Origin of the sequence: Streptomyces caniscabiei, assembly GCF_014930365.1 — a bacterium.
Lineage (GTDB): Bacteria > Actinomycetota > Actinomycetes > Streptomycetales > Streptomycetaceae > Streptomyces > Streptomyces caniscabiei.
On the sequence record NZ_JABXWI010000024.1, the window covers coordinates 1 to 19,642 of the forward strand.

Consider the following 19,642-nt stretch of genomic DNA (forward strand, 5'->3'; position numbering starts at 1 on the left):
CGGCCGGACAGCACAACCGGAAGACAGCCCAGCAGGGCGTCAGTCAGACCCCGAGCCACGACCACCGGAACCTGAGTATCAGCATCAATGTCAGACCCCCTCCGTACCCTTGGCTCCCAGCCGCTTGGGCTACGGCCCGTGCTGACCTGCCCGGACTGGCCATGCGCCGGATCGCCGACCTCTACCCCGGCGAGGCGAAGACCGACGCGACGGTCGCCGCGGTGATCGCGGACGCGGCCCGCACCATGCCGCACACCCCCTGCGCTCGCTGGAACTGACCGACGAGATCACCGCCGAACTCCCGGTCCTGGTCGGCTTCGACCAGGACCTCGCGGCCAAGGCCACCCGCACCTCCAACCGGATACGCGGCCTGCTCACCCAGTTCCACCCCAGCCTCGAACGCGTCCTCGGCCCCCGCCTCGACCACCAGGCCGTCACCTGGCTGCTGGAGCGCTACGGCTCCCCGTCCGCCCTGCGCAGGGCCGGTCGCCGCAGACTCGTTGAGCTGATCCGCCCGAAAGCCCCACGCATGGCCCAGCGGCTGATCGACGACGTCTTCGAGGCACTCGACGAACAGTCCGTCGTCGTCCCCGGCACCGGCACCGGCACCCTCGACATCGTCATCCCCTCCCTGGCCGCATCCCTGGCCGCCGTCCACACCCACCGCCGGGCAATGGAAGCCCAGATCAACGCCCTGCTGGAAGCCCACCCTCTTTCCCCGGTCCTGACGTCGATGCCCGGCGTCGGCGTCAGGACCGCCGCCGTCCTGCTGGTCACCGTCGGCGACGGCACCGGCTTCCCCACCGCCGCCCGCCTCGCCTCCTACGCCGGCCTCGCCCCGACAACGAAGTCGTCCGGCACCTCGATCCACGGCGAACACGCGCCACGGGGCGGAAACCGCCAGCTCAAGCGGGCGATGTTCCTGTCCGCCTTCGCCTGCATGAACGCCGACCCGGCCTCCCGCGCCTACTACGACAAGCAACGCGCCCGCGGCAAGACCCACACCCAGGCACTCCTCCGCCTCGCCCGCCAACGCATCAGCGTCCTGTTCGCCATACTCCGCGACGGCACCTTCTACGAACCCCGCACACCCGCGGACGTCGAGCTCGCCGCATGACCCCAGCAAGACCGAATCACCCCAAACCCGGCAAGGGTGCCTTGGCGAAGGACATAGAGGCACCCCCCGTACGGCGGCTCCTGGGTGAACCACGACGAGATCCGCCAAGTGGACGGGTTTCGTACGTGCTCTGCTGGAGGCACTGCCTGAGGAGGCCACGATCGGCGTGGTCGCCCCGTTCACGCCCCAGGCCGACGAACTCCGCGCGCGGCTGAGGCAATACGGCCGGCAACGAGTGCGCGTCGGCACCGTGCACACCTTCCAGGGCGGTGAGCGCGATGTCATGGTCTTCTCCCTTGTCGCCGGTGAAGGCATGCACGACAGCGCGATCGGCTGGGTCCACCGCCGGCTCAATCTCTGGAACGTCGCCATCACCCACGCCCGCAGCCACCTCATCGTGGTCGGCGACATGAACCTGTGGCGCAGGTGGGGCGGTGTCGCCACCGAGCTCCTGAACGCCGCCACCATGACCGGGCCTCGCTTCGAAGACCATGCGGGAGACGACCTGCTGCAGCGCCTCTATCAGGTCATGTCCACAGAGCCGGGAACGACAGCAGCGCTCGGCGAGAGCGTCCACGGCCACCCTGTCGATGTCCTGGTACGAACCCAGGACGCTGCCCGTCCACAGGCCGTCCTGCTCGACCGCGGGCCGGACGAAGGCGCTGACGAAGCACGCCACATACGCTTGATGCTGCACCGCCGTCGGCTCGTGGACAACGGCGAAGAGAGCGGTCACGCCCTGCGGTACCCGGCGTAGCGACTGTACGACACGAGCACCCGGTGACCGGTGAACGGCTTTGGGGCGCCGGCCACTTCCCGTAGGCCTGCTTCCAGCGCGACCGGTGACGGGAGTCCCCTTGGCCGCGACCGTTCACACGGCTCAGCGCCAGCAGGGACGCTCCGTTGTTCCACAGGCCGAGGTGATCGCGGTGCACAGCGAGAATACCGTGCTCGACGGCAAACCTCTCGGAGGGACGGCTGAACTTGGTGGTCGTCACAAACACCGCCACGTCGGCCTGGAAGTGGACCTTGGCACCCAGCAGATCACGCAGCTCACGGCTGGCGATGGTGCTGCTGGGCACGTACCGCTTGCACTGGAGAACAGACGTCCAGCCATCCGGCAGACGGCCGACGACATCGGCACCGTTGTCGTGCGAAGATGATCAAGCCAGTTGAGACGACCTCTTATCCGCTCGGCGAACGCAAAGCGCGCATTTCGAGCGCGGTGTTCCCCCCGGCGTGGCCAGCTGTTTCGAAGGCCTGCCACATCGAGGCGTACTTCCCGCCCCTGGCGAGCAACTCCTCGTGCGGCCCGGTCTCGATGATCCGGCCGCCGTCGAGGACAACGATGCGGTCCGCGGTCCGCGCCGTCTGCAGGCGGTGCGCGATCAGGATCGTGGTCCGGCCGCGCGAGACGCGCCGCATCGCGGCGGTGACCCGGGCTTCGGTGCCGAGGTCGAGGTTGGCCGTGGCCTCGTCCAGCAGGAGCAGGACGGGGTCGACCAACTCGGCCCTGGCCAGGGCGATGAGCTGGCGCTGTCCCGCCGACAGGGACCGGCCGCGTTCCGCCATCTCGCACTCATAGCCGCCGGGCAGCCCGGAGACGAAGTCGTGGGCGCCGACCGCCCGCGTCGCCGCCTCGACCTCGGCGTCGGTGGCCCCGGGACGACCGTAAGCGATGTTGTCGCGGACCGATCCGGTGAACAGGAACGCCTCTTGTGGCACATAGCCGAGACGCCGCCGGTACGAGGACAGGTCGAGCGCGCGCAGATCGTGGCCGTCGACGCGTACGGCACCCTCGCTCGGATCGTAGAACCGTGCAAGCAGCTTCATGAGGGTCGACTTGCCCGCGCCGGTCTCGCCCACCAGGGCGACCGTCTCGCCGGCCGCGATACGCAGGCTGATGCCACGCAGCGCCTCGGGTGGCCCGGCCGGCGAGACGGGCGCCTTGGTCGGATAGGAGAAGTGCACGTCGTCGAAGACCACCTCACCAATCAGCGGGCCCGTCTCCTCGAGGTTCTCCGGGCTGGGGGTGAGGCTGTCGACCTTCATGAGCTCGGCGATGCGGTTCACCGAGATCCGGGTCTGCTGCCACGAGTCGAAGACCTGCGACAGCTGTTGGACGGGAGAGAAGAACAGGTCGATGTAGAGGATGAAGGCGATCAGGGCGCCCGCGGTCAGCTGCCCGGACACGACCATTCCGGCGCCCACGCCCAGGACGATGACGCGCGTGGCGTCCGAGAGGAACTCCACGAACAGGAAATAGACGAGCATCAGCCGTTGGGCCGAGAGACGGGCGGCGACGTAGTCGTGGCCGAGCCGCCGGTACCGGGCCTCGGCGATCTCCTCGTGGACGAAAGCCTGGGATTCACGTACCCCGGACAGGCTCTCCTGGAAGTCCGCGTTGACGGCGGCGATCCGTTCCCTGGCTCGGTCGTAGCGTATGCGGCCCCGCCGCCGGTACAGCACCGTCGCGAGGGCCAGCGGGACGAAGACGGGGAGCATGACGGCTTCCAGTTCGGGATTGAGGAAGAGCAGCGTCGTCCCCACGCCGACGAACGTGACGAGCGAGACGATCGCGGACAGTACGCCGTTCTCGATCAGCGACTCGAACTGATTGACGTCGGTAGTCATCCGGGTCATGATCCGCCCGGCCATCTCCCCCTCGTAGAAGTCGAGGGACAGCCGCTGCAACTGGGCCCAGATCCGGATCCGCAGGGACAGCATGACGCGCTGGGCGGTCTTACCGGTCACGAACGTGCCGGCGATCTCATCGATCAGACCGGCCAGGGCCACCACCAGGTACACGCCCGACGCGGTGAACAGGGCGGCCTCGGATCCGGCCGTCACGCCGCTGTTGATGCCGTGCTTGACCAGGTAGGGGCCGATCACTGAAGCCAGGGCGTCGAGGACGACCAGGAGCAGGCCCAGCAGGAGCAGGTGCCGGAACTCCGATAGGAGCCCGACCAGGCTGAACGAGGGGTCCCGGCGTGCCTCCGTCTCCAGGTTCACCGCCGCGATGTCGCGCACGGGGTCGAGTGCGGCCACGCGGTCCAGCAGTTCGGGAGGTACTTCCACCGTGCTGCGGCGGCCGAGGCCGTGGTCGCCCTGGCCGGGCCGATGCCTCTCGTCCCGCTCCGTGGCCTCCGCGTCCGTGCCGGACGGCGAGGCCGGTGCCTCGGTCCCGCCGTCGGCGGCGTCCCCGTCGAGCTCCCCGAGCAGCGTCCGGTACAGCGCGTCGCGCTCCACCAGCTCGTCGTGGGTGCCGACGTCGACGACCCGGCCCTGGTCCATGACCACGATCCGGTCCGCCAGACGCAGGGTCGAGCGGCGGTGCGCGACCAGGACGGTGGTCCGCCCGGCCGTCGCCTCGCGCAGCGCGTCGTGGATGACCTCCTCGGTGGCGGCGTCCACCGCGCTGGTCGCGTCGTCGAGGATCAGAATCCGGGGGTCGTACAGCAGCGCCCGGGCCAGGGCCACCCGCTGCCGCTGCCCGCCCGACAGGCGCTGGCCCCGCTCGCCCACCACGGTGTCGTAGCCATGGGGCAGGCCCATGATGAAGTCGTGCGCACCCGCGGCGCGTGCCGCCTGTTCGATGTCGGCGTCACCGGCGCGCGGGCACCCGTAGGCGATGTTGTCCCGAACCGACGCGGAGAACAAGAAGCTCTCCTCGAACGCCACGCCGACCTGACTGCGCAGAGAGCGCAGAGTGACGTTGCGCAGGTCGTGGCCATCGACGAGCACGGCACCGTGCTGCGGGTCGTGGATGCGCGACACCAGCGCCACCGCGGTCGACTTGCCGCTCCCGCTCGGGCCGACGAGGGCGACGCGGGACCCGGCCGGTATGTGCAGGTCGAGGCCGCGCAGGACCTCGGCTCCCTCCCGGTAGGAGAAGTGCACCCCGGAGAAACTGATGTCGCCGCGGAGAGCGGGCAGTTCCGTCGCGCCGGGTGCGTCGGCGATGGCGGGACGCAGGTCGATGAGCTGGAAGATGCGCTCCAGACCGGCCCTGGCCTGCTGCGCGATGACGGGGAGGCGTGCCAACCGGCCGGCGGGGGGCACGAGTTGGGCGACGTAGCTGGAGAAGGCCAGGAACGTGCCCAGAGTGATCTCGTGGCGCAGCGCCAGCCAGCCGCCGTAGGCCAGGATGGCCACCTGCCCGAAGACGGGAATGGCCTGCAGGACCGGCTGGTAGCGGGCCTGCAGTCGCACCAGGCGCATCTGGGAACCGAAGACCGCCTGCGATGCCTCGGCCACTCGCTCGACTTCCCGCTGCTCCTGGCCGAAGGCCTTGACGACCCGCACCCCGTTGAGGACCTCGTCGACGGTCTGGACGACCTCTCCCACCCGCTGCTGGGCGTCCCATGTCGCGGGAAACATCTTCCGGCGCATTCGGTAGGAGACAGCGAGCACCATGGGCACGACGACGATACTGACAACGGCCAGAGACGGGCTCAGGACGAGCATCACCCCGATCGCCAGGGCCACCCGCAGCGCGTCGCTGCCCAGGAACGGGAAGTAGTTGAGCAGTCCCTGGACCAGGGATGTGTCCGCATTGGCTCTGCCGACGAGTTGCCCCGTCGGCATGCGGTCGAGGTTCTCGGCGTCCATGGACTGAAGACGGCTGTGCATGGCGCTGCGCAGATCGAACTCGACTTCGAGAGCGAGGCGGGCTCCCGACAGACGGCGGAGGAATTCGAAGCCTGCCGTGGCGGCCCCGAGCACGAGGAGCAGGGTCAGCCACAGCCACAGTGCGGACCCACCGGTAAGGATGGCGCCGTCGATGATCTGCCGCACGACCATGGGCATGGCGATCATGGAGGCGCTGCCGAGTACCGCGCCCAGCAGGGTGAGCGCCAGTGCCTTGCGGCGCCGGAGCATGCATCCCCACAGGCGTCGGCCCCATCCAGGACCGGCCGATGGTTCAGCGGACGTCGACTCGCGCTCCGCCTGGCGACGCGGCGCTCGGCGGGACGGTCGTCCACCGCCGCGTCCAGCCTGACGCCCCGTAAGCACAGTCTTCTCCACTGGTACTCCTGTCTGTCGGATAGCTGGCGGGCTTTATGAGGCGGGCATGGCAGAAAGCTGGGAGGCGTACGCAACTGAGCGCCGGTCATCGCCGTTCGAGTGGATGACGCGGCTCAGGCGCTCGGTTCTGGTAGGGCGTGCTCCGTGACCGGCATCCGGAGCAGGGCCGGGTAGCCGAGGTCGGCCGTGTTTTTCAAGAGAACCGGCACCTGGTGGAATCCGGTACGCAGGAACACCTCCGCCGAGGTATCCGCCATACCGGCTTTTCCTCCCATCTACCGTCGAAGGATTGTCCATCACTCGACGATGCCCCCACCGGGACCCAGGGATTCGGCAGGTGCACGGGAATGGGGATCTTACACAGTGGCGAGGGCCTTTCCAAGATCGCCCCCACAGCAGAGAAGGAGAGCTGTCCAAAAGGTACAGAGAGGTACCGATGTCGGATTTGCGGTGCATGAGTTCACGCGGCGTACGGCAAACCCACGACGGCCAGACTTTAGTAAAAATTTGAAAGATCTTGAAGTGAATACGGTATTGACAAGCGCTTTCCGTTCGGATTAGATGTAACATGCCACCAACTCGGCATTTGAAAGGTTGCTTCAGAGACGTCTCCGGTTCATGAGGATCCGAAATGGAAAAAATATCGGTTCACTTCGAGGGCAAGCGTGGCGCGATCGCACCTCTTACGTGGGCGCAACGAAGGACCTGGCGGGGGTCTCACTTCAAGCACCGGCCATTCGTGTGCGTTCATCCTGTCCCGTCCGGGAAAAGCCTCGATGACGTCAGTGAGACCGTCAAATGGGCGCTCGAGGAGTTTGAGTCGCTGCGAACGACGTTTCCAGTGGGTGCCGATGGTGAACCTTTCCAGAAGGTCGAGAAGACCGGATCGGCGGAGATCCTCGTCATGCCAACCGAGGAATCCACGGTAGAGGCCGATATTCGGAGTGTGATACGCCGCTTCAAGGGTGAGCGCTTCGATGTCACCGCCGAGTTCGGGGCCCTGTTCGTCGTAATGACCTGCGCCGACGTCCCCATGCGCCTTATTTGTCTGGTTTCCCATCTCGGGGTTGACGGTCATGGTTGCCAAGCGCTGAGGGTGGCGCTCGGCAACCACATTTCCGGGGAGCATGACGGTCCGTCGGCGCCTTCGACTCAGCCGATCGACCGGGCGCAGCTGGAACAATCACCGAAGTGGCAGGAGAAGAGCGCGCGCTCCCTCGAATACTGGAAGTCGGTTCTGGAAAGGTTGCCGCAGGACGAGGGCCGGTCGGCGGTCATGGATTCTCGCGCGCTGAGGGGTGCCGTCTCGGTCATCTCGAATAAGCACGCCAAGAGTGCGTCCGTGGTCTACCTGGCTGCTGTTTCAGTGGTGGCCGGCGCGCTCATCGGGCGAGACAAGTCCTCGTTCACGTTGCCGGCCTCCAATCGCTTGACTCAGGAAGAGCGCTCCTTCGTCGGTGAGCTGGTTCAATTTGCCCCTGGGATACTCGAATCGCTCGACCTGCCTTTTGAGGCCATCGTCGACGACGCCTGGAAGGCAAGCACCAAGGGTTACCGATTCAGTCGCTACGACGAGCAGGCTCTTCAGCAGATGCTCGTTGAACTCGACGAAGGCAGCGAGTACAAAAGAGATTTCGACTTCTCATTCAACGACATGCGGAACTCCACGCAAGGAGAGTCGTACGGCGGGGCAGTAAGTCGGATTCGGGATCTCGTGAAAGAGACCAAAATCGAACCGCGTGATCATGTGTATCAAGGTGGGACTCGTTTTCTGTCGTTCGCCCTGCGCGGCGACAGCAATGAGGTGCTCTCGATTGCTGTTCACGACTCGTACTTCCCGGAGATCCCTGTTCAGCGTATTTTGCTGGCGATCGAGGCTCTTCTGGTCGGAGTGGCTGTGGAGGACCCGGAGCCGCTCGATTCCCCCCTGCGATTCGCGAGAAACTGCCTGACTTCCCCGAGACTTTTCTGAGGCTTAATTCCGAACCCTGACACTTTGAGCGGCGTATCGGGCCCCAACCGGAGTAGTGGTGAAAGATCTCATGACGGCCGACTGGTTTCCTGAACTCACCGAGATCGCAGTAGTCGAACTCCCGGTCAGCTTCCTAGAGGCAGCCGACTCGCCCCGTCTCCGCGGCATAGACGAGGAGCACGCGCTGGCCCTCGCGGAAAGCGACTCATCGCTTCCGCCCATCATGGTCCACCGGCCTACGATGCGAATCATCGACGGAATGCATCGTGTGCAAGCGGCACGGATAAAGGGCTGCGACACCGTCCCCGCCATCTTCTTTGACGGCAGCGATGCTGAAGCGTACGTACTGAGTGTCAAGATCAACACCCGGCACGGCCTGCCTCTGTCGCGCGCCGACCGACGGGCTGCGGTCGCACGCGTTTCCGCGCTCTACCCGCAGTGGTCGGACCGGGCCATAGCCGAGATGGTGGGGGTGTCCCCGAAGACGGTCGGCACGATCCGCTCCATGGGAGCCGGGGATGTTCCCTCCAACGGGCGCCGGGTCGGCAGGGACGGCCGGGTCCGCCCCCTGAACAGCGCGTTGGGCCGCGAGCGCATCCGCATGGCGATCGCCTCCGACCCTGGCGCGTCGCTGCGGCAACTGGCCGAGGCGGCGGGAGTCTCGCCGAACACGGTGCGCAGAATGCGGAAGACGATCCAGAGCGCCCAGGACACGAAACCCGGCGACGAGACCGGCCCGGCTGCCGTGACCGACGCTCCGGCTCCGCAGGTGCGACAGACGGACAGTGTCGCCGGCCTGCCCTCACCGCGGGCGGGCTCGGATCAGCTGCCACTCTGCGTTTCCTGGGCACTGCTCAGCCGGGACCCGTCCTTGCGGTCGACGGAGGCCGGCCGCCTTCTGCTGCGTGGACTGAGCATGCAGTCGCTGGGCCCGGAGACCTGGGAGCGGCTGAGCAACTCCATTCCCGCGCACCGTATATCTGATGTTGCACAACTTGCCCGGCAATGCGCCGATACCTGGCACACGTTCGCGCAACGTCTCGAGGTGGGGACGCGGAAGTAGGGTTCGCGGGCGGTGGGCCATGGCCGCGCCGCCCCCTCGGTCCCGCTCAGCGCACAGAGCCCGGGTGTCTGCGGACGAACGAGGTGACCACCGTGGGACGCACGACATAGACGACCCGGTTGAGGACGTCGGCAGGCGGGCCGTCGACGAGGTCCCCGTACCGGGCCGCGAGGCCGAGCCAGAACCCGCCCTCGCTGTCCGGGTCGATGCGCTCCACGGTTCCACGTACCTCTAGGTGCCGGTACGGGTTGTCCGGGTCGTGAAAGGAGACGGAGACGGCAGGATTGCGGACGATGTTGCGGTGTTTATAGCGCGCGGTCGTGCTGGTGAAATAGAGATGGCTTCCGTCCCAGTCGAACCACATCACGTTCACCTGAGGCGTGCCGTCGGGGCGGATCGTGGCCAGATGAGCGAAGAGCGGACGTTCAAGCAGGTCCCTATGGCTTTCCGGAACCGCGACTCTGGTGGATTTCGTGCTCACGTTGTCTCCCAGTTCGTGCATTGCAGCCGGACAGGGCACACGGATTGGAACACGACGGGCACCGGCAGTCAAGAAATCTCCGTTGCGCCGACTCGTCCTCTTGCCGCGATCGATCGGCAAGAGGACGACAAGAACAGAGATATTTGATTGCTCGCGGAATGCGCTGTCGCCGTATCACGCAACGTGCTGTCGTCCGTATTGCGGCTCGGCCAGGAGAAGGGCTGCCGAAAGAGATGAAAAGTGAACCCGAATCCCCGTCGGCTGCCTCGGAAAGCCGACGCCTCCGGTACGCGGTGTTCGACCTCGACGGCACGATCCTCGGTCCATCGCAGCGCTTCCTGCCCGGTGTCGCCGAGGGCCTGCACCGGCTGCGTGCCCAAGGTCTCCGCCCGCTGCTGGTCACCGGTCGATCGGTCAGGTCCTTTCGCTCCCTGGACCCGTCCACGCCAGAACTGCGGATGTTCGACGACCCGCTCCTGCTCAGCAACGGAAACGTCTTGTGGGACCGCGGCGCCGACTCGGTGACGGTGTCCCGCGCGCTGCCCGCCGAGATCACGGCCCGCCTCGCGTGCGCGGACGTCGCGCACACGGTGACGGAGACGGCGAGCGGACTGATCGCCGTCTCGCGTCGCGCCGCCTTGGCGTACGCGCGAGCCTACGGCGTCCGCCGCAAGGACATCGTGACCGGGGCCCTCGCGGCCGACCACCGCGCGGAGGACGCCGTCGCCGTCACCGTGTTCGGGGCCGAGGCGGACCTGACCGAGCAGCTGACCGGTCTGCCCCATGACCTCGACCGTATCTCCGCGTTCGGCGCGCTTGTGGTGAGGCCCGAACGCACATGCAAGGCGGCGGCTGTGCACGAGCATGTGCGGCGAAGGTACGGCGAGAGCCACGGGCTCTCGGCCACCGTGGCCTTCGGGGACGCGCGCAACGACGCGTGCCTGTTGGGTTCGGCCGCCCTCGGCGTGGCGGTCCCGGGTGCGGACCAAGTCGCCGCACGGCACAGCGATGAGCGGCTGAGCGGACCCCTGGGTGAGTACTTGGCCCGGTTCGTCGCCGACCGGGCGATCACGGCGGCGGGTGTCGACCGCGACGGCCGTGCGCTCCGGTGCCCACACCTGTGAACACGCCGAACAGGGGAGGAACCCCGATGGAGAATGCCGACGCCCTGGTGAGCCTGCTGGCCGCGAACGCGGCCAAGGTGGACGCCGAGGCAGAGTTCCCGGTGGAGAATCTGAATGCGCTGCGAGAGAGCGGATATCTGGGCCTGCTGGTACCGACGGACTACGGAGGAATGGGGGGCGGCCTCGACGACATGGTGAAGGTCGCCCGTTCACTCGCCACCGGATGCCTGTCCACCGCCATGATCTGGGCGATGCACTGCCAACAGACCGATGTGCTGGTGCGGCACGCCGACGCCGGCCTGTGCGCGGAACTGCTTCCCCGTGTCGCGGCGGGCGAGGTGTATCTCGCGTCGGTCACCACCGACGCGAACAAGGGCGGCCATCTGCTGGCGGCCCAGGACTCGTTGGCGCACCGCGGCGAGCTCCTGACGCTCCAGCGGGACGCACCGGTGGTCACTGGAGGTGTCCACGCGGACGGATTCCTCATCACCATGCGAGCGCATCAGGAGGCGCGGGAGCACGAGGTCACGCTCGTGTACGCGAACCGGCAGGACCTGTCGGTCCAGCAGACCCATGAGTGGCGGACTCTCGGCATGCGCGGGACCCACAGCGTGGGGTTGCGCCTCAGCGGCCAGGTGCCCGCGCACCACGTCGTCGGCGAATCCGGACGCTTCCGTGAGGTCGCCGCGGACAGCATGGTGCCGATCGGGCACCTCGGGTGGAGCGCCTGCTGGCTGGGCGCGGCACAGGGCGCCTTCACTCGCCTTGTGCGCAAGCTCGCAGCCTCCGCCCACAAGGGCGGAACGGACCTCTCCTCACCCCTGGTCCAGGAGCGTGTGGCCCGTATCAGGCTCGATCTCGAACTGGTCAGCGCCTACCTCTCCAAGGTGCGGGAGGAGGTGAGCACGCTGCGCGAGGGCGGTCAGCGGCTGGACGCACCCTCCGTGCAGATTCACCTCAACACCCTGAAGCTCGCGGCGTCCGAGCTGACCTTCCAGGCCGCCGACCGCATGGTGCAGTTGGCCGGGCTGTCCACCGGGTACTCAGGCGACTCACCCATCCCTCTCGAACGGGTCTTCCGCGACCTGCGGTCAGCGGCCCTGAACTACGCGAACGACCGGCTGCTGACCGCCAACGGCGCACTGTCGATGCTCGACCGCGCGGTCACGCTGGTGTGACGCCGCAAGTGCCCCAGAGGGCCACCCGACGCTCCTGCGTCACGGCGGGGACAGCACGGGGGCCTCTCCCGACCGCAGGCGCCGCTCCATGTCCCCGGGCCAGCGCAACTCAAGTCCCGAGCTTCCCTGCGCGCTCGCCAGCCATGCGCGGGTCGCGGTCGCCCGCAGGCCCAGCTCGTCGACCATCGAGGTGGCGAAGAGCTGATCCGCGTGGGCGCACACCCAGGCGATCGGAGCGGACAGCCCGAACTCCCGTGTCTCCTCCGCGACGCGTTCCCGGGTCACGGGCGAGGCGCGCCTCCACTGGCGCGCGATGTCGGCGAACTGCGCCAGGGACACGTCCTTGGTCCGAATCGTGCGCTCCACCCACCCCTCACGGAAGAGATGCAGGCACAGGAAGAGGAACATGTCCGCGGGGGAGAGCGCGGGCAGCGTCGTGCCGGGTTCCACCGGGGTCGACTCGATCCGTGCCAGCACCTTGTCGACCGGGACCTGCCACGGACAGCCGTGCCACGTGAAGCTGTTGGCCACGTCGACACAGACGACGGGCACACAGGTGTCCTCGGTGAGCCGGTGCGCGTGCGGGAGGTGGTCCGGCGACATCTGGTAGACGCGCTCCGCCGCCCGCGAGATCTTCTCCAGCTCCTGGGTGACCGGATCGAAGCGGGTCGAGGGCGCGTAGCCCAGCTCGGTCAGTGCCTTGAGAGCACCGGACCGGTCCGCCGGTGCGATCATCACGTCGATATCGTTGTACAAGCGTACGCCCGTCCCCTCGTAGAGGGTGGACTGCACCACGACCCCCTTCGTCCAGGCCGCACGGATCCCGGCTGCCTCGAAGCCCGCCGAGACCCGTAGCGCCTCGGCGGTCAGCAGCCGGGCCCGGTGCCGGTTGAGCAGCAGCTGGGACAGGACCGGGTTGCGCAGCCGCGCCGGCAGGGTCCGGCGCAGGCCGTGCTGGTGAAGAAAGTGGGCGAGAGCGGCCAGCAGCCCGTGACGCATCGCCTGTTCGACGAGTCTGCCGTGGTCGAAGTCGGGCCGCCGCAGCACTTCGACGCGCTCGTCCGGCTCCTCGTCGAGGCCCTGGTGCAGCGCCACCAACACCAGCAGGTCCCATACGGCGTCGTTCGGTCCGCGTACGTCGGGGACAGTGTCGGGCCCGGTCGTCATCGGATGACCTCCTTGCCGGAGTTGCGGTCGGGGCGGTGGGCGGCAGCGGACGGAGCCATGTCCGTCCTCGCTGTCAGAAGCGGTACGACCCGTTCGTCACAGTGCAGTTGCGGATTCCAGGTGAGTCGTCTGGCCGGCTGTCGTGTCAGCAGAGCGGACAGCTCGGCCGTCGCGGAACCGGCGTCCTCCTGGGCGGGGTCGGGGGAAAGCCAGCGGACGCGGTAGTCGGGGTCGGGAGCCAGTAGATGCTCTCTCAGCGCCCGGTGCGCCTCCGCGGGGGCCAGGTCCTCCATCCGCGTTGCCGAGGTCAGCGGCGATCCGCTGAGCACGACGATCGAGTCGGCAGTCGCCGCAGGGGTGTACCCACAGTTCAGCAACTCGGTCATCTCACCGTTGCTCAACGTCAGCTTGGCCTCCTTTCCGGACGCACCCGCGCGGGCGAGCAGGGTCTGCTCCCTCGACAGGACGCGTCCCTCGACGAGACCGAGCAGGCCGAGTGTCCTGGCACCGCCGAGCCCGAGCCTCGTGGTCTCCGGCAGCCCGACGACGAGCCACTCGCCGGCGTGCCGGAGCAGGAAGGAGCGGTCCGTGCCGATGACGCGACCGCCGGAGCAGCCGATCCGGACAGCGGTGGTGGTCTTGCCCGCCCCGGAGCCGCCGGTGAGGAGTACGCCTGTACCGTCCGGCAGTTCAGCGGCGGAGGCGTGGAAGGTGACGGCCCCCATGGCGAGCAGGTCCTCACGGACGAGTTCGCGGATCGTCCGGGCGACGACCAACCCGAGGTCTTCGGGACGCTCGCCGACGACCGCCCACGACGTGAAGTCACGGGTGAGCAGCGCGTGCTGGTAGGCGTGCGTCTCGTCGACCACCATCGTCGCACCGTCCGCCGTCTCCCAGTAGGCGTACCACACCCCCTTGAAGGACTCGCGTCGGCTGACGGTTCTGCGTGCCGCCTGATCTCTGAGCTCATCCAGGATGTTCGGGGCGGCGACGGCGAACAGGGCGGCTGACCGGTATGGCGGTGCCTTGACCGTCGCCGGACCCACTCGGTGATGGTCGGCGACGTACTGGAGTGTCTCTGGCACAGGGACGTGGACCCGCAGCGAGGTGCCGAACCATTCGAGGGCGACGGGCTCGGCCCCCCGCGCCAGGTCGACGACCTGATCGTGGACGCTCATCGCTGCTCCCCCATTGCTGGGGCAGGCGTAAGGCGCACCGTGGCCTCGGGGACGGAGCGGGGTGCCCGGCGCTTCGGCGCTCTCGCCCGTCCGCCGGGCGGGTCGGCGAGGCGCCGGGCGGCCGAAGCGGTCCGCAGCCGCTGTTTTTGGAGCGGGGACATCTCGGCGAGCACCACCTCCTTGAACAACGGCCAGGTGAAGCGGTACCCCGCTTCGCCGTAATCCTGACCGTCCCTCCAGACGAGCAGGCCCGCGGTCAGAGCCTCCTCGATCAGGTCCAGCACCGCCTCCGCCGAGCAACCGAGAACACTGGCGGACAGGAGGATGTCCACCGGTTCCCCGATGACCGCCGCGGTCTCCAGGAAGGACCGGAGGGACTGTCTGAGGCCTCGTGCGATCGACATGAGGATGTGATGAGCCACGCGCGGGATCCGTTCACCGGCCCAGTCGCCGTTGTTGTCGGCCGCGCGCAGCAGTTCGGTCAGCCACAGGGGATTGCCGGCGCTGCGCCAATGCAGTGCACGCGCCATCAGGTCGATGTCGTCCGCCGCCGCTACCCGCGAGGTGGGGGACGACGCGCACCATCGGCGCACCACTTCGCGTGACTCCTGGGCGGTGAACGGCACGAGACGAAGATGGCAGCCGCCCTCGCGCATCACCGTCAGGGAGAACCCGTCGAGACCGGCCTGACCGAAATCCCTGGAGACACAGATGACGGCGAGGGGAGCCGTCCGAAGGTGAACCGCCAGGAACGTCAGCAGCGTCCGGGAGTCCGCGTCCACGTGTTGCATGTCGTCGATCACACACAGGGTGGGACGGTCGGCCAGCGCATGCAGGAGGTCACGGGCGATCCGGTCGAACGCCCTGAAGTGGCCGAGCGTGTGACCTCCGGGGCCACCCGTCGTCGAAGGCGGCAGGGAGTCCGGTGACAGGGGCCGCTCCGGGAGCAGTTGTCGCAGCATCTCCGCGGCGGTGCGGAACGGATCCGCCTCCTGACCCGCGTCGGACTCCGCGGAGCCGCGAGTCCAGACCGTGCGCATCCCGAGCGCATCGGCGTGGGCGGCCAGTTCCTCGACCAGGCCGGTCTTCCCGACCCCCAACTCACCGGAGACCAGCGCCCATGCCGCCCGGCCGGACCGGGCGACGTCCAGCACCCGCGCGAGCTGGGACAGCTCCGCCGATCTGCACGGCAGCCGCGGGCGGCACCCGGCCGCCGTCTCCCGGGGCGCAGGGGCCGACAGGACAACCTGCTGCCGGGGCGCGGGAGCGATCCGGTCGATGTCGTGCCGGAGGATCGCGAGCTGGGTCGCGCGCAGAGCGGGACCGGGCTCCAGACCCTCCTCATTGAGCCGGGCCCGTATGGTCTGGTAGCCATCCAGCGCCTCTGCCGGCCGGCCGGACAGGTACAGGGCCCTCATCATGAGGACCCACGCCGTCTCGTCCATAGGATGCGCCGTGGTCAGCTCCCGCGCCCCGGACAAGGCCCGGTCGAAGCGGCGCAACGACAGCAACGCCGATGTCCGCACCTGGCTGACCCTCAGCCGGGTCTCCTCAAGGTGGAGGATCTCCCGCTCCGCGAAGCGGTAGTCCGCCGCTTCGGCGTACGGGGTTCCACGCCAGCGACCGAGTGCTTCCTCGGCCCGGTCGTACGCCGCGTCGATGTCGCCGGCCTCCATGAGCTGCTGGGCGTCGTCCGCGCCCTCCTGGAAACGCACGGTGTCCAGCGTTCGGGGGCGGACCCGCAGGGCGTAGCCCGTCGGCTCGGTCACCAGCACGCTGCCCTGCCGTCGATGCGCACGTGACGGTTCCAGCAGCGCGCGGAGTCTGCTGATATGGGCATGCAGCGAGGACACCGTGCCAGGCGAGTCGTGCCAGCCCCACAGATCCTTGCGCAGTCGATCAGTGCTCACTGTCCGGCCGCCCTCCACGAGCAGACGGATGAGCAGCACTCTTCGCTTGGGCGGTCCGGCATCCAGCGGCGTGCCGCCGCTGCGCACCTCCAGCGGCCCCAGCAGGCTGAATTCCAGCTGATCGTTTTCCGGTTCCCGCAAGGGCAGATCCTCTCGCGATACATGACGGAACGACTAGAACTCGACGCATGCGGAACCTGGAAAATCGGCTGGGCACACAACGAGCTGCTCCTGTACGGCGCGCAGGCAAGCGATCGCGAAAATGAATTCCGAACGACATCCCCCGCTTGAATTGCCATCAGAATCTCTTCGAGTCTTCGGCCTGTCAATCGCCGTACCGGTTGCCGACTTCGGCCGACGGCACGGCACTCGCCGACGCGGGTACGAAGAAGTAGCCTGGCGGCTGCTGTCGGCCGCACGCGGACTATTTCGCACGCCGATGTGCATCGATACCGCTCCACGAGGACCGACGACCGCGCGGAGGAACCATGAGCGATCGCACGATACTTCCTGGGATTTTGAACACCGGCCGGGAGGAATTTCTTCACGAATTCCTACTCAGGATGGCCGGCACTCTTCCTGACCGCCCTGCGGTCATCGAACCCGTCGGCTCCGAGCGGTACGCCGTCACCACCTATCGTGAACTCGAGCTCCTCGTCCGCGACCATATGGCCGCCCTCGACGGGCTGGGCCTTGAGATCGGTGACCGGGTCATTCTGGAGGCGGATCTCTCGGCCGCTTCCATCGCGGCTCTGCTGGCCTGCTCGGCACTGGGCCTGACGTTCGTTCCGGTGGGTAAGAGGCCGCCGGAACAGCGGCTGGCGTCCATCATGAGGACCACCGAACCCGCGTTCTACCTGCGGTGCCGGGGATCCGGTGACGCGGACGTCCCGTTCGGCGTAGGACTGGGACACCTCGAAGGGTCCTCGCTCACGATCGAGCGGGCTCCCGTCGACCGGGCACACCGTCGACGGGAGCCGACGGTGACCGACCCGGCGTACGTCATATTCACCTCGGGGACGACGGGACGTCCCAAGGGGGTGGTGATGAGCCACCGGGCCGTCACGTCCTTCTACCACGGGATGGCGGATCAGCGTCTGGTGACCCCTGATGACCGCGTCGCCAACACCTCACCGCTCCAGTTCGACTTCTCCTTGATAAACCTCGGCCTGGCACTGGGCAGCGGTGCCGCCCTGGTGGCGGTTCCACCGGAATCGCTGCGGTGGCCGCGGCGCTTCGTACGGGTGCTGAAGGAAACCGGAGCGACCCAGGTGAACGGCGTCCCATCCATCTGGCGGCCGGTCCTGCGGCATGAGCAGCGGGGCCTGGCCGACCTGGACCGGCTGCGCGGGATCCTCTTCTGCGGGGAGGACTTCCCGCTCCCGGAGCTGCGTCACCTCCGCGAGCTGCTCCCGAGGGTCCGCGTGACCAACTGCTACGGCAGCACGGAGTCCATGGCCTGTTCGTTCGAGGAGGTCCCCAACCCACTGCCCGCCGACGCGAAGCGGCTCTCGATAGGGTTCGCGCACAAGGGGGCCGAGATGCTCCTTGTCGATGAGGCGGGGCGGCTGATCGAGCGTCCTGGTCTTGTCGGAGAGATCGTCTTGCGCAGTCCCGCCCTCTTCACGGGGTACTGGGACGACCCGGACGCCACTGAGGCGGCACTGCTTCCGGACCCCGTTTCCCCCCGCTCCAGTCAGGTGGTTCTCCGCACCGGCGACCTGGGGCACATGGGACAGGGAGGGGAGATGTACTTCTGCGGGAGGGCCGACTCCCAGGTCCAGATCCGGGGCAACCGCGTGGAACTCGACGAGGTCAGGCACCGACTGCTGGAGTTCCCCGGCGTCATGGCGGCGGAAGTGCTCGTCCTCGGCCCCGCCGGTGGCGATCGCCGTCTCGGCGCGTTCGTCGTCGCGTCCGCCCGGTCCACGGACGTCGGCCCGGCCGAGCTACGGGCCCACTGCGCGCAGGCGCTGCCGAGCTACATGATCCCCTCGGAACTGCACGTGCTCGACGCGCTGCCCACGACCTCGAACGGCAAGACGGACCGGGAGTCGCTGGTCGCCCTCGTCAGCGGTTGACCCGGCTGTGGTGGGGCGGACTGAGGGCATGGTCTCCGCCAGGAGCCGACGGGGGCACCGGAAGCTACGGAATTAGCCCCCTGTCCGCCCGTACGAGGCATCACGTTCGTGGCGGTCCGCCGCAGTGGCTGCGGCGGACCGCATGGCCCGCCGACGCCGGAACAACCGACCGGCCCACGCCGACGACCGCCTGCACCAGCCGACGGGTCGTGCCCCTGAAGGACGCCGGAACGCCACTGGATCCGGAAGCCGTCCGTGCGCCGGCTGGGTTCGCAGGGGTGCGCTCAAGGGTTGTGCAACTGCGAAGTTTCCTCAATTGCACAGTCCGGATCGGGGCTGCCCATGTGAGTCGAGTCGTCCCGTGACCGTTCGGCTGCCCACCGGCGCCGCGCCCGAACGCGCCGGCATGAGAGCGGCAAGCATCCGACAAGCGGTCGGCAAGAGATTCGCTGTTGAATCGGCGGAGCGCTTTACGAATTTCAAAGACGAATATCCGTGGCAACCGTCCCTAACCGCTGATCATTTCTCGCCGGGGACACCACGTAGAGGAGCATGAATGCGAGGGCTCTCAGGTCAGTCCGCGATCGTCACGGGTGGCGCCCAGGGAATCGGCAGAGCCGTGGTGGACAGACTCGTCGAAGAAGGCGCTCATGTGCTGATCGCCGATGTGAACGAGGAGTACGGGAAGGCGGCGGCCGAAGAGATAAACAGTCGGGTCGGCTCACCCGTCACCCGCTTCGTACGGACCGACGTGTCGGACGAGGAATCGGTGGAGCGCGCGGTCGCAGCCGCCGTCGAGTCCTTCGGGAGCGTGCGCTTCCTGATCAACTGCGCCGCCGCTTTCATCATGCGCGGTGTCGAGGCGACGGTCGACGAATGGCGGCGCGTGATGGACGTCAACATCATGGGCCAGGCGCTGTGCGTGAAGCACTCGGCACCTTTCATGAAAGCGGCGGGTGGCGGATCGATCGTCAACATCGCCTCGATTTCGGGGCACATCGCGCAGGCCGGTCTCATGACCTACAGCACGACCAAGGGCGCGGTCGTGAACATGACCCGATGTATGGCCTTGGAACTCGCCTCCGACAACATCAGGGTAAACGCCGTCAACCCCGGCACGGTGTGGAACGAGAACAACGAACGCTTCCACCGAGAAGTGCTGGGAATGACCCGGGAGCAAGCGGACCGGGCCCCGGAGATCGGAGGCCGACATCTGCTGGGCAGGACGGCCGATCCGGAGGAGATCGCGGCATCAGTGGTCTTCCTGCTGTCCGCGGAGGCGAGCTACATCACCGGCACGAACCTCATGGTGGACGCCGGCTACACGGCTATGTGAGCGGGAG

At 67.7% G+C, this 19,642-nt stretch carries 13 protein-coding genes and 2 pseudogenes; 8 read left to right on the forward strand and 7 right to left on the reverse strand.

The features are described 5' to 3' along the window. Positions 1–140 precede the first annotated feature (140 nt). Together HW837_RS41500 and HW837_RS50150 are read left to right on the forward strand one after the other, a co-directional pair. Positions 141–1,117: pseudogene (locus HW837_RS41500) on the forward strand (IS110 family RNA-guided transposase); the annotation flags it as partial. A 166-nt stretch (positions 1,118–1,283) separates the two neighbouring features. Further along, entirely contained in the window at positions 1,284–1,874 is a 591-nt protein-coding gene (locus HW837_RS50150; RefSeq protein ID WP_313895660.1) for an AAA domain-containing protein, read from the forward strand. 220 nt (positions 1,875–2,094) lie between these two features. Here HW837_RS50150 and HW837_RS50155 read toward each other — a convergent pair. The 3 genes and pseudogenes from HW837_RS50155 to HW837_RS41520 form a co-directional block, all read right to left on the reverse strand. Next, positions 2,095–2,241, reverse strand: a pseudogene (locus tag HW837_RS50155) (restriction endonuclease); the annotation flags it as partial. Positions 2,242–2,302: 61 nt separating this feature from the next. Beyond that, the gene (locus HW837_RS49800) at positions 2,303–5,998 is read right to left on the reverse strand and encodes an ABC transporter ATP-binding protein (protein ID WP_064744297.1); all 3,696 of its coding nucleotides are present in this window, start codon (positions 5,996–5,998) and stop codon (positions 2,303–2,305) included. A 260-nt stretch (positions 5,999–6,258) separates the two neighbouring features. Beyond that, positions 6,259–6,402, reverse strand: a complete 144-nt coding sequence (locus HW837_RS41520; protein WP_193381804.1) for a hypothetical protein — start codon at positions 6,400–6,402, stop codon at positions 6,259–6,261. Positions 6,403–6,776: 374 nt separating this feature from the next. On the opposite strand from HW837_RS41520, the gene HW837_RS41525 reads away from it, so the two are divergent. Both HW837_RS41525 and HW837_RS41530 read left to right on the forward strand, forming a co-directional pair. Next, positions 6,777–8,117, forward strand: a complete 1,341-nt coding sequence (locus HW837_RS41525) for a condensation domain-containing protein (protein ID WP_078853713.1) — start codon at positions 6,777–6,779, stop codon at positions 8,115–8,117. 58 nt (positions 8,118–8,175) lie between these two features. Then, positions 8,176–9,180, forward strand: a complete 1,005-nt coding sequence (locus HW837_RS41530; RefSeq protein WP_052683021.1) for a ParB/RepB/Spo0J family partition protein — start codon at positions 8,176–8,178, stop codon at positions 9,178–9,180. A gap of 46 nt (positions 9,181–9,226) precedes the next feature. Here HW837_RS41530 and HW837_RS41535 read toward each other — a convergent pair whose 3' ends face one another. Next, positions 9,227–9,682 carry a PPOX class F420-dependent oxidoreductase gene (locus tag HW837_RS41535; RefSeq protein WP_045560365.1) on the reverse strand — a complete coding sequence of 152 codons (456 nt, stop codon included), beginning with the start codon at positions 9,680–9,682 and terminating at the stop codon, positions 9,227–9,229. Between the two features lie 212 nt (positions 9,683–9,894). On the opposite strand from HW837_RS41535, the gene HW837_RS41540 reads away from it, so the two are divergent. Continuing rightward, the gene (locus tag HW837_RS41540; RefSeq protein WP_159040934.1) at positions 9,895–10,785 is read left to right on the forward strand and encodes an HAD family hydrolase; all 891 of its coding nucleotides are present in this window, start codon (positions 9,895–9,897) and stop codon (positions 10,783–10,785) included. Positions 10,786–10,811: 26 nt separating this feature from the next. Next, positions 10,812–11,963 (forward strand): acyl-CoA dehydrogenase family protein, encoded by a 1,152-nt coding sequence (locus HW837_RS41545; protein WP_045560363.1) that lies wholly within the window; start codon positions 10,812–10,814, stop codon positions 11,961–11,963. Between the two features lie 39 nt (positions 11,964–12,002). Here the strand turns inward: HW837_RS41545 and HW837_RS41550 are convergent, their stop codons facing one another. The 3 genes from HW837_RS41550 to HW837_RS41560 are packed head-to-tail and all read right to left on the reverse strand — an operon-like array spanning position 12,003 to position 16,359. Then, positions 12,003–13,130 carry a nucleotidyltransferase family protein gene (locus tag HW837_RS41550; protein WP_045560362.1) on the reverse strand — a complete coding sequence of 376 codons (1,128 nt, stop codon included), beginning with the start codon at positions 13,128–13,130 and terminating at the stop codon, positions 12,003–12,005. Next, a complete protein-coding gene (locus HW837_RS41555; RefSeq protein ID WP_093789957.1) occupies positions 13,127–14,308 on the reverse strand; it encodes a hypothetical protein in 1,182 nt (393 codons plus the stop codon). Before HW837_RS41555 ends, HW837_RS41550 begins: the two co-directional genes overlap by 4 nt. Beyond that, a complete protein-coding gene (locus HW837_RS41560) occupies positions 14,305–16,359 on the reverse strand; it encodes an ATP-binding protein (RefSeq protein ID WP_093789958.1) in 2,055 nt (684 codons plus the stop codon). The genes HW837_RS41555 and HW837_RS41560 overlap by 4 nt, the downstream gene beginning before the upstream one ends. Before the next feature lie 422 nt (positions 16,360–16,781). On the opposite strand from HW837_RS41560, the gene HW837_RS41565 reads away from it, so the two are divergent. Next, on the forward strand, positions 16,782–18,299 hold the full coding sequence (locus HW837_RS41565; protein ID WP_237270606.1) for an AMP-binding protein: 1,518 nt from the start codon (positions 16,782–16,784) through the stop codon (positions 18,297–18,299). A 556-nt stretch (positions 18,300–18,855) separates the two neighbouring features. Next, entirely contained in the window at positions 18,856–19,635 is a 780-nt protein-coding gene (locus tag HW837_RS41570; protein ID WP_045560358.1) for an SDR family NAD(P)-dependent oxidoreductase, read from the forward strand. Positions 19,636–19,642: the final 7 nt, after the last annotated feature.

What these genes read in the sequence shown, in the direction of transcription:
- HW837_RS49800 (WP_064744297.1), bottom strand. Translation starts at nt 5,998, where the DNA reads ATGCTCCGGCGCCGCAAGGCACTGGCGCTCACCCTGCTGGGCGCGGTA.
- HW837_RS41520 (WP_193381804.1), bottom strand. Translation starts at nt 6,402, where the DNA reads ATGGCGGATACCTCGGCGGAGGTGTTCCTGCGTACCGGATTCCACCAG.
- HW837_RS41525 (WP_078853713.1), top strand. Translation starts at nt 6,777, where the DNA reads ATGGAAAAAATATCGGTTCACTTCGAGGGCAAGCGTGGCGCGATCGCA.
- HW837_RS41535 (WP_045560365.1), bottom strand. Translation starts at nt 9,682, where the DNA reads ATGCACGAACTGGGAGACAACGTGAGCACGAAATCCACCAGAGTCGCG.
- HW837_RS41540 (WP_159040934.1), top strand. Translation starts at nt 9,895, where the DNA reads ATGAAAAGTGAACCCGAATCCCCGTCGGCTGCCTCGGAAAGCCGACGC.
- HW837_RS41545 (WP_045560363.1), top strand. Translation starts at nt 10,812, where the DNA reads ATGGAGAATGCCGACGCCCTGGTGAGCCTGCTGGCCGCGAACGCGGCC.
- HW837_RS41550 (WP_045560362.1), bottom strand. Translation starts at nt 13,130, where the DNA reads ATGACGACCGGGCCCGACACTGTCCCCGACGTACGCGGACCGAACGAC.
- HW837_RS41555 (WP_093789957.1), bottom strand. Translation starts at nt 14,308, where the DNA reads ATGAGCGTCCACGATCAGGTCGTCGACCTGGCGCGGGGGGCCGAGCCC.
- HW837_RS41565 (WP_237270606.1), top strand. Translation starts at nt 16,782, where the DNA reads ATGGCCGGCACTCTTCCTGACCGCCCTGCGGTCATCGAACCCGTCGGC.
- HW837_RS41570 (WP_045560358.1), top strand. Translation starts at nt 18,856, where the DNA reads ATGCGAGGGCTCTCAGGTCAGTCCGCGATCGTCACGGGTGGCGCCCAG.